At 69.9% G+C, this 15283-nt stretch carries 13 protein-coding genes; 11 read left to right on the top strand and 2 right to left on the bottom strand.

The window, feature by feature from the left end:
• Position 1 precedes the first annotated feature (1 nt).
• From K8640_RS28455 to K8640_RS28425, 7 genes are all read left to right on the top strand, one after another.
• On the top strand, positions 2-274 hold the full coding sequence (locus K8640_RS28455; protein ID WP_223749929.1) for a MoaD/ThiS family protein: 273 nt from the start codon (positions 2-4) through the stop codon (positions 272-274).
• 6 nt (positions 275-280) lie between these two features.
• Positions 281-913, top strand: a complete 633-nt coding sequence (locus K8640_RS28450) for a ThiF family adenylyltransferase (protein ID WP_223749928.1) — start codon at positions 281-283, stop codon at positions 911-913.
• On the top strand, positions 910-1332 hold the full coding sequence (locus K8640_RS28445) for a Mov34/MPN/PAD-1 family protein (protein WP_370640407.1): 423 nt from the start codon (positions 910-912) through the stop codon (positions 1330-1332). Before K8640_RS28450 ends, K8640_RS28445 begins: the two co-directional genes overlap by 4 nt.
• A 193-nt stretch (positions 1333-1525) precedes the next feature.
• Positions 1526-2317: an adenylyl-sulfate kinase gene (cysC, locus tag K8640_RS28440; RefSeq protein ID WP_223749927.1), complete on the top strand. Its 792-nt coding sequence runs from the start codon at positions 1526-1528 to the stop codon at positions 2315-2317.
• A gap of 103 nt (positions 2318-2420) precedes the next feature.
• Positions 2421-3305, top strand: a complete 885-nt coding sequence (gene larE, locus K8640_RS28435) for an ATP-dependent sacrificial sulfur transferase LarE (protein WP_223749926.1) — start codon at positions 2421-2423, stop codon at positions 3303-3305.
• A 101-nt stretch (positions 3306-3406) separates the two neighbouring features.
• The gene (locus tag K8640_RS28430) at positions 3407-3931 is read left to right on the top strand and encodes a hypothetical protein (RefSeq protein ID WP_223750035.1); all 525 of its coding nucleotides are present in this window, start codon (positions 3407-3409) and stop codon (positions 3929-3931) included.
• Positions 3932-3990: 59 nt separating this feature from the next.
• Complete coding sequence (locus tag K8640_RS28425) at positions 3991-4155, top strand: ribbon-helix-helix domain-containing protein (RefSeq protein ID WP_074956984.1); 165 nt, start codon at positions 3991-3993, stop codon at positions 4153-4155.
• Between the two features lie 26 nt (positions 4156-4181).
• Here the strand turns inward: K8640_RS28425 and K8640_RS28420 are convergent, their stop codons facing one another.
• A complete protein-coding gene (locus K8640_RS28420) occupies positions 4182-5030 on the bottom strand; it encodes a tRNA pseudouridine(38-40) synthase TruA (protein ID WP_223749925.1) in 849 nt (282 codons plus the stop codon).
• Positions 5031-5074: 44 nt separating this feature from the next.
• On the opposite strand from K8640_RS28420, the gene K8640_RS28415 reads away from it, so the two are divergent.
• The 3 genes from K8640_RS28415 to clpX all read left to right on the top strand — a co-directional run bounded on the left by K8640_RS28415 (position 5075) and on the right by clpX (position 8177).
• The gene (locus K8640_RS28415) at positions 5075-5992 is read left to right on the top strand and encodes an AgmX/PglI C-terminal domain-containing protein (RefSeq protein ID WP_223749924.1); all 918 of its coding nucleotides are present in this window, start codon (positions 5075-5077) and stop codon (positions 5990-5992) included.
• Between the two features lie 27 nt (positions 5993-6019).
• On the top strand, positions 6020-6676 hold the full coding sequence (locus K8640_RS28410) for a hypothetical protein (protein ID WP_223749923.1): 657 nt from the start codon (positions 6020-6022) through the stop codon (positions 6674-6676).
• Positions 6677-6899: 223 nt separating this feature from the next.
• Positions 6900-8177 (top strand): ATP-dependent Clp protease ATP-binding subunit ClpX, encoded by a 1278-nt coding sequence (clpX, locus tag K8640_RS28405; RefSeq protein ID WP_141323921.1) that lies wholly within the window; start codon positions 6900-6902, stop codon positions 8175-8177.
• An 80-nt stretch (positions 8178-8257) separates the two neighbouring features.
• Here the strand turns inward: clpX and K8640_RS42940 are convergent, their stop codons facing one another.
• Positions 8258-13573 (bottom strand): ATP-binding sensor histidine kinase, encoded by a 5316-nt coding sequence (locus tag K8640_RS42940; protein WP_305070689.1) that lies wholly within the window; start codon positions 13571-13573, stop codon positions 8258-8260.
• 180 nt (positions 13574-13753) lie between these two features.
• Here K8640_RS42940 and crtI point away from each other — a divergent pair, with 180 nt between their 5' ends.
• Entirely contained in the window at positions 13754-15250 is a 1497-nt protein-coding gene (crtI, locus tag K8640_RS28390; RefSeq protein WP_370640406.1) for a phytoene desaturase family protein, read from the top strand.
• The last annotated feature ends 33 nt before the right edge of the window (positions 15251-15283 follow it).

The following is a 15283-nucleotide window of genomic DNA, read 5'->3' as shown; positions in this document are numbered from 1 at the left end:
CATGGCGACGATTCGGATTCCCTCGACGATGCGCACGCTGACGCGCAACCAGGCGGACGTGGTGGTCCCGGGCACCACCGTGCGCGAGGTGCTCGCGAACCTGGATGCGAGCTACCCCGGTATCGGCGCGAAGCTGCTCGACGAGCGCGGCGCCGTGCGGCGCTACGTCAACGTCTTCCTCAACGAGGACGACATCCGCGCGCTTCGCGAGCTGGACACGCCCGTGAAGGACGCGGACCGGCTCACGCTCATCCCCGCGATGGCGGGAGGGTGAGGGCGCATGGCTCTGCGTGAAGATCAGATCCAGCGCTACTCGCGGCAGATCCTCCTGCGCGATGTCGGCGGTCGAGGTCAGGAAGCGCTCCTGACGGGCCCCGCGCGCGTGGATGCCACGGGCGCCTCGGGGATGACGGCGACGGCGTACCTGGCGGGAGGAGGAACCCCGGTCGCGGGCGTGGGCTCGCTGACCCTGGGCCCGTGGGCTCCCGGCTTCCTGGTGTCGGCCGGGGACGTGGGACAGCCCGTCCCGGAGGCCCTGGCCCGCGAGGTCCCCGCGCTGAACCCGGACGCCGCGAACCCCGAGCGTCGGGGAGGCCTCCTGGCCGAGCTGCCCACGGCCTGGAGCGGCGAGGCCCCGTGGGTGGCCCTCTGCGGCGACGGCGCGAGGGCCGGCGTCGTGTTCCGCGGAAGCGAAGGCTGTGTGTGGTGCTTCGGCGAGACGGTGCGGCACCTGGGCTCGCCGCCGGATGGCGCGCTGGGCGTGGCGCTCGGAGCCCTGGGCGCGATGATCTTCCAGAACCTCCGCCTGGGCCTGGCCCCCTCGCTGGGAGGCCGCTGGCTGGTGCCTCCGGGGGGCCTGGAGGAGATGGCGCTGCGTCGCTGCTCGCGCTGCGCCGCTCGCGCCGAGCCGTGAACCCCTGGGTGGATCCGCGCTGGCCGGAGCCGGTGCGCACGCAGGTGCTCCGTCACCTGGAGGCGTCCTATCCCCTGGAGGGCTGTGGCGTGATCCTGGCGTCGTCCAGCGCCGCCCGGGTCCTGCCCCTGCGAAACGTGTCTCCCAGGCCCTCCGTGGCGTACACCTTCGAACCCCACGAGTGGTTGAAGGTGTGCCTCGAAGCGGAGTCGAGTGGCGAGCGGATCACCGCCGTCTTCCACTCACATGTCGACAGCCCTCCCACCTTTTCCCCGGAAGATCGGGCCTGGGCGGCCCCGACAGGGCATCCGCTGCTGCCGGGAGTTTCCTACCTCATCGCATCCGTACACCGAGGCTGTGTCACCTGCGTGTGTGAGTACGAGTGGAGCGGGGGAGAATTTCGAACGCGACAGGTTTGAATCCCGCATTGCAAGAACGAAAAAGCCGAGGAGGTGCAGGCACTTGGCTGCCCGTTACCCCTACCTGCGGAAAGGTGCGCGTGAATTGTCAAGTGCGTGGGTTTTCGTCTATAACCACGCGCATCTTCTGGATCTGCGGCGTCCCAACGCGGCGTGCAAGAAGCGCTCCGGACGCAGGGAGTTGAAAATCCTTATGGCCTCCAACACTGGATTCACCCTTTGGCTGACCGGCATGTCCGGTACGGGGAAGACCACCACTGCCGCGTACATCGCGGCGCGGCTCCGTCAGGTGGGCCGTCACGTGGAGATTCTCGACGAGGGTGAGCTCGCCGATGAGCTGTGGGCGGGGCTGGGCGACTCGAAGGACGAGCGCAATGTCATCGCGGGCCGGCTCGGCTTCGTGGCGAACGTGCTGACGCGCAACGGCGTCGCGGCGCTGGTGCCCTGCGTGAGCCCGTACAAGGCGAAGCGCGAGGAGAACCGCCGCGCCATCGGCCGCTACGTGGAGGTCTACGTCGACTGCCCCACCGAGAAGCTGATCGAGCGTGACAGCACGGGCCGCTACAAGAAGGCGCTCAACGGGGAGATCCCCAACTTCATCGGGATCACGGAGCCGTACGAGCCGCCCACGTCGCCGGAGGTCACCATCCACTCGGACGTCGAGTTGGTGGAGGACGGCGCCGCGAAGATCTTCCAGTCGCTCCTGGACCTTGGCTACATGTCCACCGAGGAGCTGAAGATCATCACCGGCAAGAAGATGAAGGCCAACCCGCTGCCGGCCAAGGGCGAGAAGGCCGAGAAGCCGGAGAAGAACGGCGGCGTGAAGGCGCGTCGCGCGGAGGAGCCGAAGCCGGCCGCCGCGACGAAGGCCAAGCCCGCGAAGGCGGACAAGGGCGCCAAGTCCCGTCCCGCCACGCGCGCGGCCCGGGTGGCCAAGCCCGCCAGCCCCGCGAAGAAGCCGGCGGCGAAGAGCAAGGCTCGCTGAGCAAGGGGGCCGGCACCCGGCCCCGTCGGTGTTCATGACAAGGGCTCCAGGTTGCCGCGCGATGCGCGTGCAATCCGGGGCCCTTCCGTTTTAGGAGTCCAGCATGCTGAGCCCCGAGCGAATCCAAGCCCTGTGTGAGTCGTCGCGCCCCAAGCTGGAGGCCATGCGGGCCGCGCTGCGCACCCACGGCAGCGCGCTGGTGGCGTTCTCGGGCGGCGTCGACTCCACGTTCGTGCTGAAGATCGCCGTGGAGGAGCTGGGCGAGAGGGCGCTGGCGCTGACGGCGCTGTCGGCGTCCGTGGCCCCCGAGGAGGCGGAGGAGGCGAGGGCGCTGGCGACGAAGCTGGGCGCCCGGCACGTGGTGGTGAGCAGCAACGAGCTGGCGAACCCCTCGTACGCGGCCAACCCCACCAACCGGTGCTACTTCTGCAAGACGGAGCTGTACGACCTCTGCGAGGCGCGGCGCCAGGAGCTGGGGCTGGCGGTGGTGCTGGATGGCTTCAATGCGGACGACTTCAAGGATCACCGTCCGGGGCACAAGGCGGCGCGGGAGCACGCCGTCGAGTCTCCGCTCGCCGCGGCGGGCCTGACGAAGGAGGAGATCCGCGCGTGGAGCCAGGCGCTGGGGCTGCCCACGTGGGACAAGCCGCAGATGGCGTGCCTGGCGTCGCGAATCCCGTATGGGACATCGGTGACGCGCGAGCGGCTGTTGCAGATCGCCTCGGCCGAGTCGGAGCTGCGCAAGCTGGGCTTCCGGCAGTTCCGCGTGCGCTACCACGGCGAGGTGGCGCGGCTGGAGGTGGCGGCCGAGGAGTACGAGCGCTTCCTCGCGGCCGACGTGCGCCAGAGGATCAACACCGCGTTCCTGGCGCTGGGGTTCAAGTTCGTGGCGTTGGATCTGGAGCCGTTCCGCTCGGGCCGGATGAACGAGGCCGCTGGCGTGACGAAGCCCGCGACGCCGAGCTTCGCGCTGCCCGTGGTGAGCTGATCCCGGACTCCCTTCTCCGCCCGGCGCGCAAGGCCGCTGGGCCTCCGGAGCAGATCATGACGGTCGAGCAGTCTTCGCGGCGCGAGCGGTCCTCCTGGCTGATGGGCGCCGCGGGCTTGGTGCTCGTGGGGCTCACCCCTGGGACGTCCTACGCCGCCGAGTACGTGGACTCGCCGTACCGGGACCGGCGCTCCTTCTCGCTGATCCTCGGTCCGGGGTTGTCCTACACGGAGCTGATCGGCGAGTCGGACGCGGACGTGGTGAAGGGGCTGGATGCCCAGCTGGATCTGGGGGCCAGCCTCTCGGTGGGGCACGGGGGGGACGAGGTCTTCGTGTTGATCCGAGGGAGCCTCCGCGGGCCGGATCTCTCCGTGGTGGGGGGCTTCCGGAGCGTCTTCGGAATGGAGGCGTGGCAGTCCTTCGTGGATCTCGGCGCTGTCGTGCGGCCGTTTTCTGGGCCGTGGGTGGGGCCTCGCGTAGCTTTCGGTTTGCGACACACCTTCTCGGAGCGGATCGCGGTGTACGGGGGACTCGGGCTCACGCTCGGGTTCGGATCCGGACTGCGCGCCGACGCCGAGGGCTTCACCGGGGTGCAGTGGATCTTCCCGGTCAGCGGATCCGAGTGAAAATCTTGCGATCAGAAAGGGCTGTGAGATGGTGTGCGCATCTGTAGGAGGTTGCGCACTTGGAACTGAATCCCCGCCTCACCTCGGTGGTCTTCCGGCTGAACCGCGAGAAGCTCGACGCCCTGAAGGAACTGTCGCGCTCCACGCGCATCCGCCAGAGCGAGTACCTCCGGGAAGCCATCTCGGATCTGCTGGCGAAGTACGAGGAGCGGCTCGTCGATTGACAGCTGCTCGTGGATCCAGCCCCGTGTCACTCCGAGAAGGGTGACTCCGGCGGCAACCCCGGAGGGTGGAGACGCTCTGGGGCCGTGAAGGGATCCACCTTCGGAGGGTAGTGGACCTCCCAGAGCATCAGGCCGTGCGCGGGCGCCTTGAAGCCCTCCATGGCTGCCCCCGTCTCCAGGGCCGCGTGCCATGCTTCCTCCGGCAACAGCCCCGCCGCCACCTTGAGCGCGCCCCCCACCAGATAGCGCACCTGGTAGCGAGCAAAGCCGTCCCCGACCAGCCGCACCTCGTACAGCCCTCCGCCCCGCTCGTGCAGGGTGGCGGACTCCAGCGTGCGCGGCTTCTGGGGACTGGACTTCTCATGGAAGGCGATGAAGTCCCGCGTCCCCTGGGCCCTGGCGAGCAGCGCCGCCACCCGCTCGGGCGTCACGGCGCCGCCTCGTCCCAACAACCCTGGCTCGCCCGGAACGTCGAGCGAGTAGGGTGCCCAGTCCTCCGTCTGGGCCCCCCCCAGCCGCAGCCGGTACCGGTACACCTTGCCGCTGGCGCTCCACTGGGCATGGAATCCCTGGGGCCGGCGGACCAGGCACAGCCCGAGCCCCAGCGGCAGGTGCTCCGGGAGCCTTTTGGCCAGCGACTCGGGCGAATCCCCGGCCTCCAGCCGGACGCTCACCACCTGCATGCGGGCATGGACGCCCCGGTCCGTCCGCCCCGAGGGCATCACCGAGGCCGGGACGCCCACCGCTCGCAGCGCCGTCTCGAGCGCCTCCTGGACGGTGGGGCCCTCCGTCTGACGCTGGAAGCCGCGGAAGTTTCCGCCGCGGTACCAGATCCACAGTGCGACGGGAATCCGCTTGGAGGTCGAAGTGAGCACGGCGTTGCGAGGTCGCGGGGTTACACGGGATAATCGCGCGCGAAATGGCGGCTGGACAAGAACTCGCGGCGGACGTGGATGGGCAGTGGCTCTTCCGACATGGTGACCTGGTCCTCGGACCTGTCAGCGGCTCGGTCATCGTGGAGAAGCTCAAGACAGGAGAGCTGACCCCCGAGTCCCCGCTGGCCCTGGCCGGCGAGCGGGACTTCCATCCGATGCGCGAGGTGGAGCCCTTCAAGGTCCACGTGGCGCTCTCGGAGGCGCGCGCCCGCGTGGACGCGGCCGTCCTGGTGGAGCGGGAGAAGAACCACAAGCGCGTGCTGATGCTCGGCGGCGTGGCCGCGGGCCTGGCGCTGGTGCTCGGCACCGTCGGCATCTACGTGGCGCGCAACGCCGCGGTGCACGGCTGGTTCGGCGAGGACGAGTTCGAGGGCATCGAGATGGAGGCCCCCGTCATCCGCGTGGCCCAGGCCCGGCAGGACGACGAGGAGCTCTTCGACTACCCGACGCAGGGCGCCGTGAAGCCCGGTACTCCCGCGGGCACCAAGCCCACGGGCGCCTCCACCGGCAAGCCCACCGCCGTGGCCTCCGCGTCCCGGACCGATGACCGCCGGCCGCCGCGCCCCGCGGGCAGCGTGGGCACGGACCCGGACGGCATGGAGGTGGCGCAGCAGTTCGACCAGTCCGCCATCAACCGCGTCGTGGCCGGCAACAAGTCCACGCTCTTCAAGTGCTTCAAGGAAGAGGCCGAGCGCAGCCCGGGGCTCGCGGCGAAGATTCCGCTCGAGTTCGTCATCGGCAACGACGGCAAGGTCAACAAGCTCTGGGTGGACAACCCCCAGTTCAAGAAGGGCCCGCTCTACGAGTGCCTGTTGACGGAGCTGCAGAAGTGGCCGTTCCGGGCCTACGAGGGGGAGCGGGCGACCGTCGGCCTGTCCTTCAACATCGGCAAGCGGGGCTAGGGCCACTTTCTTGCCCACCTCCCGGGCATGCCCCATACCGGGGCCATGTCCGCCGCATCCGTTGCCGAGACCGAAATCGCGAAGAAGGCGCTGAGCGTGCCGCCGGGGACCTTCCGTCACACCGTGCTGGTCGCCGCCAAACGCTTCAAGTCCACCTGGGCCGAGCTGGGCAAGCTGCTCGTCACCGTCCGGGACGAGGCGAAGTTCGAGGAGTGGGGCTACCCCACCTTCGAGGCCTACTGCCTCAAGGAACTGCACATCAAGAAGCAGACGGCCCTCAAGCTCACCCGCTCCTTCAGCTTCCTGGCCAAGCACGAGCCCGAGGAGGAGCTGCGGGCCCAGGAGTTCCCGGAGAAGGCGCCCGCCTTCGAGGTCATCGAAGTGCTGGCCGACGCCGAGGAGCGTGGCCAGTTGTCTCCCACTGAATACAAATCCCTACGTGACAGCATCTGGAGCCCGGAGAAGAACCCGACGGATCTCAAGAAGGAGTTCACGGAGCGCTTCCCCCGGCCGCCGCCCGAGCCTCCCCCCGAGAGCCTCCAGGTGCGCAAGCTGGCGTCCATGGCCCGGAAGCTCGCCAGCGAGCTGGCGGGGTGCCGCAAGATTCCGAACGCTGTCGCCGAGCGGGCAGCCGCCCTGGCGGACGACGTGGAGGAGCTCGCCTCGGGCGTGACGGACGCCTGAGCCGCTGTTACTGAACGCTCACCCGTTGCGGCCGCTGTACGGTCCGTAACGGGCCCGCACCGTTGGGCTTCCTGCCCAGGTGACAGGGCCCTATAGTGGTTCAGGGCCCCGGTGTAGGTGGGCCTGACGGCTGTTCGAGACGTGGGCAGGCCGTGTGGGTAGGGGAGCGGTGGACGGCGAAGTGGCTCCGGCAAGTCTGGGGTCGGCGAACTCGGAGGCGGCAGTGAAGAAGGAGCACCACGTCAACCTGTCCTGCTCGTTCTGCGGAAAATCGCAGCGCGAGGTCCGCAAGCTCATCGCGGGACCGACGGTCTACATCTGCGATGAGTGCATCAAGCTGTGTAACGACATCATCGCGGACGAGAACGAGCGAGAGGAGGGCAAGCCCCAGGTCAGCTTGCCGACGCCTTCGGAGATCAAGGCGTTCCTCGACGACTACGTCATCGGTCAGGACCAGGCGAAGAAGGTCCTGTCGGTCGCGGTCTACAACCACTACAAGCGCATCTACCAGAAGAAGCCCACGTCCCGACCGCGCCCCGGCGTGAAGAGTCCGTCGGGCGAGGAGGTGGAGCTGAGCAAGAGCAACATCCTGCTCATCGGCCCCACGGGCTCGGGCAAGACGCTGCTCGCCCAGTCGCTGGCGCGCTTCCTCAACGTGCCGTTCACCATCGCGGATGCCACCAGCCTCACCGAGGCCGGCTACGTGGGTGAGGACGTCGAGAACATCATCCAGAACCTGCTCCACAACGCCGACTACGACGTGGAGAAGGCGGCGCGCGGCATCGTCTACATCGACGAGATCGACAAGATCGCCCGCAAGGGTGACATGCCCAGCGCCACCCGCGACGTCGGCGGCGAGGGCGTGCAGCAGGCGCTGTTGAAGATCATCGAGGGCACCCGCGCCAACGTCACCCCGCGGGGTGGCAAGAAGTACAACCAGCAGGAGTACGTCCAGGTCGACACGACGAACATCCTGTTCATCTGCGGCGGCGCGTTCCACGGCATCGACGGCGTCATCAAGCGCCGCGTGGGCGAGAAGGGCCTGGGCTTCGGCGCGAAGATCACCCACCGCGAGGAGCGCAGCGTGGGCGAGCTGCTCGCGCTGACGGAGCCGGAGGACCTGATGAAGTTCGGGATGATTCCCGAGTTCATCGGTCGTCTGCCGATGATCGCCACGCTGAACGACCTCAAGGAAGAGGACCTGGTCACCATCCTCGCCCAGCCGAAGAACGCGCTGGTGAAGCAGTACCAGAAGCTCTTCGAGATGGAGAAGGTGAAGCTCACCTTCACGAAGGAGGCGCTGCGCGCCATCGCCCGCGAGGCGATGCGCCGTCACTCCGGAGCGCGCGGCCTGCGCGCCATCCTCGAGGACGCCATGCTGGAGATCATGTACGACGTGCCGTTCCGCGAGGGCGTCAAGGAGTGCAAGATCACCGAGACGGTCATCACCCGCCATGAGCCGCCTCAGCTCGTGATGGAGAAGGAGAAGAAGACGGCCTAGCGGCCCTTCTGCTCCGTGCCGTTCTGCTCGGCCCCTCCTTCCCTCACGGGAGGCAGGGGCCGAGTCGTGTCCGGCGCCCGTTACGCGGCGGCCGTCGTGGGCAACAGCGACGGCAGGGAGATGACGAACTCGGAGTACTCGCCCATGACGCTCTCCACGCGAATCTCGCCCTGGTGCTCCTGGACGATGTCGTGGACCAGGGACAGGCCCAGGCCCGTGCCGGAGCCCGCGGGCTTGGTGGTGAAGAACGGGTCGAAGAGCTTCTCGCGAATCTCCAGGGGGATGCCCGGCCCGTTGTCGCGCACCCGCAGCTCCACGCGCGCGGCGAGCCGCCGGGTGGAGACCAGGATGCGGGGCACGAAGGCCTCGCCCTCGTCGCGACGCTTGGCCAGCGTCGCGTAGAAGGCGTTGTCGAGGATGTTGATGATGAGCCGGCTGATGTCCCCGGCCACCACCTCGACGGTGCCCACGCGCGGGTCCAGCTCCGTGTCCGTCTCCACCAGGGTCGCGCCCTCGCGCACGCGCAGGCCCTGGACGGCCAGGTTGACGCTGTCGCGAATCAGCATGTTCAGGTCCACGCGGGTGCGCGAGCCCTCGGAGCGGCGCGAGTGCCGCAGCATCGTCTTGATGATGTCCGAGGCACGGCGCCCGTGGGTCTGGATGCGGCGGGCGTTCTGCTTCAGGTCCTCCAGCGTCTCGAGGATGTCCTCGGCGGTGGTGGACTCCAGCTTCCCCGTCTGGGCGCGCAGCGTGGTGTCCAGCTCCGCGGCCAGCCGCGTGGAGAGCTCCGAGAAGTTGTTCACGAAGTTGAGCGGGTTCTGCAGCTCGTGCGCGATGCCCGCCGTGAGGGCGCCCAGCGACGCGAGCTTCTCCTGGGCGACCAGCTGACGCTGCATCTCCTGGATGCGGGTGAGCGTCTCGGCCAGCTCCACGTTCTTGCTCTGCAGCTCCGCGGTGCGCTCATCCACGCGGCGCTCCAGCGTGTGGCTGTACTCCTCCAGGCTCGCGTACAGCCCCGCGTTCTCCAGGGAGATGGCGGCCTGGAAGGACAACAGGCGCAGGACCTCCAGTCGCTCGGGGGTGAAGGCCCCGCGCGTGGCGTCGTTCTCCAGGTAGAGCACGCCCGTGAGCGAGCCCTGCTTGAGCAGCGGGCTGCACAGCACGGACTTGGGATGCGCGGTGCGCACGTACGGGTCCTCGGAGAAGGGCTCCTCCGTCGCCGCGTCGTCCAGGATGACCGTCTCGCCGGTGCGCACCACGTAGTGGACGATGGAGGCCGGCAGCGCCGTGGAGGACTCCACCGGCACGCCCTGGTCCAGCAGCACCCGCGCGCCGTCCACCGAGCCCTCGGCCTCGATGTAGAGCCCCTCGGGGCGCATGAGGATGAGGAAGCCGCGCCGCGCGCCTGCGTTCTCGATGAGCAGCGTCATCAGCTTGCGCAGGAGCTTGTCCAGGACGATTTCGCCGGACAGCGCGCGCGCCGTCTTGAGCACCGACTCCAGGTCCAGCGAGGCCAGCGGCGTGCCCGCGGACTCCTCGGCCCGCACGGGCTCGGGAGTGGTGGGGAGCAGGTGCGGGTACTCGCGCTCCAGTCGCGAGGCCACCGCGCGCGCGCCCCAGCGGACATACGCGGCCCGGGAGTCCTCCAGGTAGCCATGGGCCACGCGCTCGCGGCGCTGGTCCAGGTGGAACCTCGCCGCCAGCTCGCAGCCGACCGCCTCGTCGAGCGACAGGCCGTGCTCCCTCGCGAGCCGGATGGCCCGGTCATAGCCATCCGCGGCCTCGGTGGGCTTGCCGTCCACCCGGGCCCGCTCCGCGTCGAGCAGCTCCGCGCGCGCGGCGTAGTTCATCGGGGCGATGCGAGCCCAGCCGCGCATCTGCTTGCGGAGCGCGTCGATGGTGCGGGACGCGCGCAGGCGCTCCAGCGGCCCTCGCGACGTGTGCAACTCGAGCAGGGCCAGGCCCTGGAAGAACTTGTACCAGGGCAGGTAGATCTGCCCGGTGATGAGCTCCGCGCGGGCATCCACCGCGGCCGCGCTCTCCAGGGCGCCCTTCGCGTCGCGCCACAGCCAGCGGCGCATGGTGCGCATGACCTCGCAGGTGGCGATGCCGTTGGAGTAGCCGGCTTGGTGGTACGGCGCGACGATGTCCCGCTCCCGGGCCTCCACGTCGCCGGTGAACGCGCCGGTGAGCACGTCGAGGGTGTGCCGCGTGTACTGGAGGAACGGCACGTTCGTGTGCCGGTGGCTCGCGAGCGCGTCGCGGAAGCGGTCGACGCGGGGGCCATGCTCCAGGAGCCCGTCCCGGCCGATGAGGGACACGGCGCAGCCGGCGCTCGCGTTGTAGGCGAAGTACTCGATGTCGCCCGTCTCCTGGCCCTTGCTCGCGCCGGCGAAGAAGTCATCCAGGCACGTGCCCAGCGGCTCCTTCCAGTGGCGGATGAAGAGGTTGAAGACGAAGTGCACCATCGAGCGCAGGCTCTCCGCGCCGAAGCGGTCCAACGTCTTCAGCGCGAGCCGCCCGTAGCGATAGCCCTCCTCGGGGTTGCCCAGGTGGACGCTGAGCATCAACCCGTAGCCCACGTAGCCGAAGGCGGCCGTGCCCGTGGCGCCGTGGCGGATGGTGAGCTGGAGGTTGCGCAGCACCACGAGCGGGAAGAGCAGGGGGCGGGCCATGAACGCGGCCGTGGCCAGCTTCATCATCACCCGCAGCGTCGCGACGAGCAGCGGGTCCCTCAGCTCGGGGAGCGACTCCAGGTCCTCCGGCTTGCGCAGGCCCAGCAGGACCTTCGTCTTCGCGACGCCCGCCAGCACGTGCGCCTGGATGGGGCGCGCGGGCAGGTGCTGGCCCAGCATTCCGAGCACCTCCAGGCCCAGGTCCACGGCGCGCTCGTGCTCGCCGCGGTGGGAGTGGCACTGGATGCGCACCAGGTGCACGCGCACCTGCTCCAGCCGGTCCTGGGCGTGGTCCAGGGCCGCGGTGGCCAGCCGCTCCATCTGCTCGAAGTCCGCCGCGAGATACGCGGCCTCGGCGGCCTCGACGTGCAGGTCGAACGCGAGCGCGCGGTTGGCGCTCCAGCCGTCGTCCCCGAGCAACTGACGGCCTGTCGTCAACAGGCGCAGCGCCGCGGACCACGCGCCGCGTGACTTGGCGCCGCGACCCGCGCGCAGGTCCAGGGCCGCCACCCGGTGCCGCTCCTGCGCGTCCTTCAGCACGGGAAGGGCCAGGTGGAAGTGGCTGACGATGTCCGCGAGCTGCTCGTCCATCAGCTCGGGCGGCGTGTGCCGCAGCAGCAGGCGGCCGATGCGCGCATGGACCTCCGGGCGTTGCTCCGGGGGCGTCAGCTCCAACGCGGCCTGCTGGACGCGGTCATGCGCGAACTGGAAGCTGTCGGAGGGCTCGGTGTCCGTGAGCCGCTCGCCCACGGGCGCGACCAGGGCCGCGTGGAGCACCTCGTCCAGCACCTCCGCCGTTTGCTCGGGCGTCTGCTCCAGCACTGTGGAGAGGTTGCGCAGGGTGAAGGCATGACCGAGCGCGGCGGCCACGGGCAGCAGCGCCTGGGCGCCCGGGCTCAGCTCCCGGATGCGCGCGGTGAGCAGCGCCACCACGCCGTCGCTGAAGTCCTGACCTCGCAGGGCGCCGCCGTCCCAGCGGAAGCCTCCACCCTCCGCGTCGAAGCGCACGAGCCCGCGTTCATAGAAGGCGCGCAGCAGCTGCACCGCGAAGAAGGGGTTGCCCTCCGTCAGCGACAGGACCACCGCGTCGAGCTGCGTGTCGGGCTGTCCCGCCGCCGCGGGGAAGACATCCGCGACCAGTCGCGACAGCTGCTCGGGGGACAGGGGCTCCAGGTCGATGCGCTGCACGGGCGTGCCCGCCTCGCGCAGGGCCTGGGTGAGCCCCTCGACGGGGTGCTCGGCGTCGAGGACCTCGGTGCGGCACGCGGCGACCACGAGCAGGTTGCCCAGCTCCCGGTCCGTCAGGAGCTGGCGCAGGAACTGGAGGCTCGCGCTGTCCGCCCACTGCAGGTCATCCAGCACGATGACGAGCGGATGCTCGGGCGTGGCGAGGACGCCCACCAGCTTGCGCAGCACCAACTGGAAGCGCAGCTCCGACTCCGCCGGGTCCAGTTCGGCCACGGGCGGCTGCTCTCCCAGCACCAGCCCCAGGCGCGGCACCGCATCCACGACGAGCTGGCCCATCCCGCCCAGCGCCTCCAGCAGGCGCTGCCGCCACAGGTCCAGGCGCTCTTCGCCGAGCAGGCTTCGGGCGACCTCGCGGAACGCCTCGAAGATGCCGGAGTAGGGCGTGTCGCGCAGGAGCTGGTCGTACTTGCCGCGCACGAACAGGCCGTGCTTCTCCGACACGGGACGCTTGAGCGTGCCGGTGAGCGCGGACTTGCCCATGCCGGCCGCGCCGGTGACGAGCACGAAGCCGGAGCGACCGGTGGCGGCCCGCTCGAAGGCGTCGCGCAGCGCGGCCTGCTGGGGGGCCCGACCATAGAGTCGCTCGGGGACGGCGAAGCGCTCGGGGACGTCCTTGGTGCCCAGCTCGAAGTCGGGCACGCCATTGCCCGTCTCCAGGCCATCGAGACAGCGCTGCAGGTCGGCCACCAGCCCGTAGGCGCTCTGGTAGCGGTCCTCGGGGGACTTGGCGAGCAGCTTGAGGATGAGCGCCGACAGCGTGCGCGGCAGCTCGGGCACCAGCGACTGGGGCGGCGGCGGCGGCAGCGCGACGTGCGCGTGGACGAGCCCCAGCGCATCGGTGTCCGCGAAGGGACGGCGGCCGGTGAACAGCTCGAACAGCATGACGCCCAGCGAATAGAAGTCGCTGCGGGAGTCGACGCTGCGATGCGTGCGGCCGGTGGCCTCGGGGGACAGGTATTCGAGCGTGCCCTCGAGCCGGTCCGGAGCGACGGGGGCCACCTCCGCGCGGGCGCGCCGCGTGGCGAGGGTGAGCCCGGTCAGCTTCACGGACACGCCGTCCGCGCCCACGAGCACGGACGCGGGTTGCAGGTCCCGGTGCAGGATGCCGGCGGCGTGGAGCTGCCCCACGGCGCGCGCGAGCGAGACGGCGAGCCGGCAGCCGGCGAGGACCTCCATCCGGCCCACGGCCTGGCGCTGGGCGAGCGTCGTCTCGCCGAAGCCCTCGAGCACGAGCACGGACATGCCGGGACGGGACTCCTCCAGGGCCAGCGGGTGGAGGACGCCGTCGAGGCGCAGGGGATGGGTCAGCTCGAATTCGTGACGGAGCCGCTGCGTGAGGGCTCCGGTGCGCGAGGGCTCCGCGAGCTTGAGGTTGACGGTGGCTCCATCGTTGGCGCGGGTGGCGCGAACGAGTTGGAAGGAGCCGGAGCTGCAGAGCGCTCTGTCGCTTCGGTAGCCAGGGACATCAATCATTGCTCGACCCGTGCGCGCAGGGGCGCGGCACCCCCCTTGGGGCCGGCAGGCTAGCTGTGCCTGCCCGCGACTCGCAACCGAACCGGGCCCGCTTCACGGGGCGGCTGCCTGCTCACCGGAGTGGTGGTCTGGGGCCGGGTGTGCCATGCAACCTCCACGGTGATGAGAGCGACGGCCAGGGTGGAACAGGACACACGGCGGGACGGCAGGCGCGTCCTCATCATCGGCAGTGGTTTCGGAGGGCTCGCGGCGGCGGTGCGTCTGGCCGCGCGAGGCTGGCGAGTCACCGTCCTGGAGCGTCGCGCCGTCCCGGGGGGACGTGCCCATGCCTTCCAGCAGGACGGCTTCACGTTCGACGCGGGGCCCACGGTCATCACCTGTCCGCACCTGCTCGAGGAGCTCTGGGCCCTGGCGGGGCGGAAGCTCGCGGAGCACGTCGAGCTGCGGCCGGTGACGCCGCTCTACAGGATGCGTTTCCCGGATGGCTTCACGTTCGACTACCACACGGACCGGGAGCGGATGCTCGAGGCCGTGCGCCGCGTCTCCCCCGGGGACGAGGCGGGCTACCTGGCGCTGTCCGCCCGGGTGGAGCGGCTGTACGAGGCGGGAATCGGCCCCTTGATGAGCGCGCCCGTGCCGCACGTGCTGAGTCTTGCGCCCTTCACCGCGGCGCTGGTTCGAGACGAGGCCTTCCGGACGATGTACGGCCTGGTGTCGCGGCACGTGAAGGACGAGCGGCTCCGGCAGGCGCTGAGCTTCCATCCGCTGCTCATCGGCGGCAGTCCGTTCTCGGCCGCGAGCGCGGTGTACACGTCCATCCAGTTCGTCGAGCGGCGCTGGGGTGGGTTCTTCCCCGTGGGAGGAACGGGCGCGCTGGTGCGGGGCCTCGTGTCGCTGCTGGAGTCGCTGGGCGGTCAGGTCCGCTACGACAGCGAGGTGTCGGAGATCACCGTGGAGGGGCGCAAGGCCACGGGGGTCCGATTGGGCTCGGGGGAGTGGCTCCCCGCGGAGGCGGTGGTGTCCAACGCGGACGCGGCGTGGACGTACCGGTACCTGCTGCCGCGTCACGTGCGCAGCCACTGGACGGATGACCGCATCCAGCAGGCGCGATACTCGATGAGCGTGTTCCTCTGGTACTTCGGCACACGGCGCCAGTACCCCGAGGTCGCGCACCACACGCTGCTGTTCGGTCGGGATTTCCGAGGCATGTTCTCGGGCCTGTCGGGCTCGGGTCAGCCGTCGCAGGACCCGCTGCTGTACCTGCACCGTCCCACCGCGACGGACTCGGGTCTGGCGCCGCCGGGACATGACGCGTTCTATGTCCTCGCGCCGGTGCCGCATCTGGGCGAGGGCTCGAACTGGAAGGCGAGGGCGGAGACGTTCCGTCGCATGCTGGCGGAGCGACTGTCGCGCACGGTGTTGCCCGGGCTGGAGTCGGAGTTGATGACGTCGAGGGTGTTCACGCCCGAGGACTTCCGCGATGACCTGCGCTCGTTCCGGGGCGCGGCGTTCAGCTTCGCGCCCACGCTGTTGCAGACGACGTTCTTGAGGGCGCAGGCGAAGAGCGAGGACGTGGACCGGCTGTATCTGGTGGGCGCGGGGACCCATCCCGGCGCGGGCCTGCCTGCGGTGCTGTGCTCGGCGAAGATCGTCGACACGGTGATGGCGGGGGCGTGAAGGGGGGCCTCGGGCGCGGGCTCGCGACGAAGA

It is taken from the genome of Myxococcus sp. XM-1-1-1 (genome assembly GCF_020037095.1).
GTDB lineage: Bacteria > Myxococcota > Myxococcia > Myxococcales > Myxococcaceae > Myxococcus > Myxococcus fulvus.
This window is presented reverse-complemented; position numbering and strand designations above follow the sequence as displayed.

Excerpts from the sequence above, each read along its gene's own strand:
- K8640_RS28455 (WP_223749929.1), top strand. The coding sequence starts at position 2 with ATGGCGACGATTCGGATTCCCTCGACGATGCGCACGCTGACGCGCAAC.
- K8640_RS28450 (WP_223749928.1), top strand. The coding sequence starts at position 281 with ATGGCTCTGCGTGAAGATCAGATCCAGCGCTACTCGCGGCAGATCCTC.
- cysC (WP_223749927.1), top strand. The coding sequence starts at position 1,526 with ATGGCCTCCAACACTGGATTCACCCTTTGGCTGACCGGCATGTCCGGT.
- larE (WP_223749926.1), top strand. The coding sequence starts at position 2,421 with ATGCTGAGCCCCGAGCGAATCCAAGCCCTGTGTGAGTCGTCGCGCCCC.
- K8640_RS28430 (WP_223750035.1), top strand. The coding sequence starts at position 3,407 with ATGGGCGCCGCGGGCTTGGTGCTCGTGGGGCTCACCCCTGGGACGTCC.
- K8640_RS28415 (WP_223749924.1), top strand. The coding sequence starts at position 5,075 with ATGGCGGCTGGACAAGAACTCGCGGCGGACGTGGATGGGCAGTGGCTC.
- K8640_RS28410 (WP_223749923.1), top strand. The coding sequence starts at position 6,020 with ATGCCCCATACCGGGGCCATGTCCGCCGCATCCGTTGCCGAGACCGAA.
- K8640_RS42940 (WP_305070689.1), bottom strand. The coding sequence starts at position 13,573 with ATGATTGATGTCCCTGGCTACCGAAGCGACAGAGCGCTCTGCAGCTCC.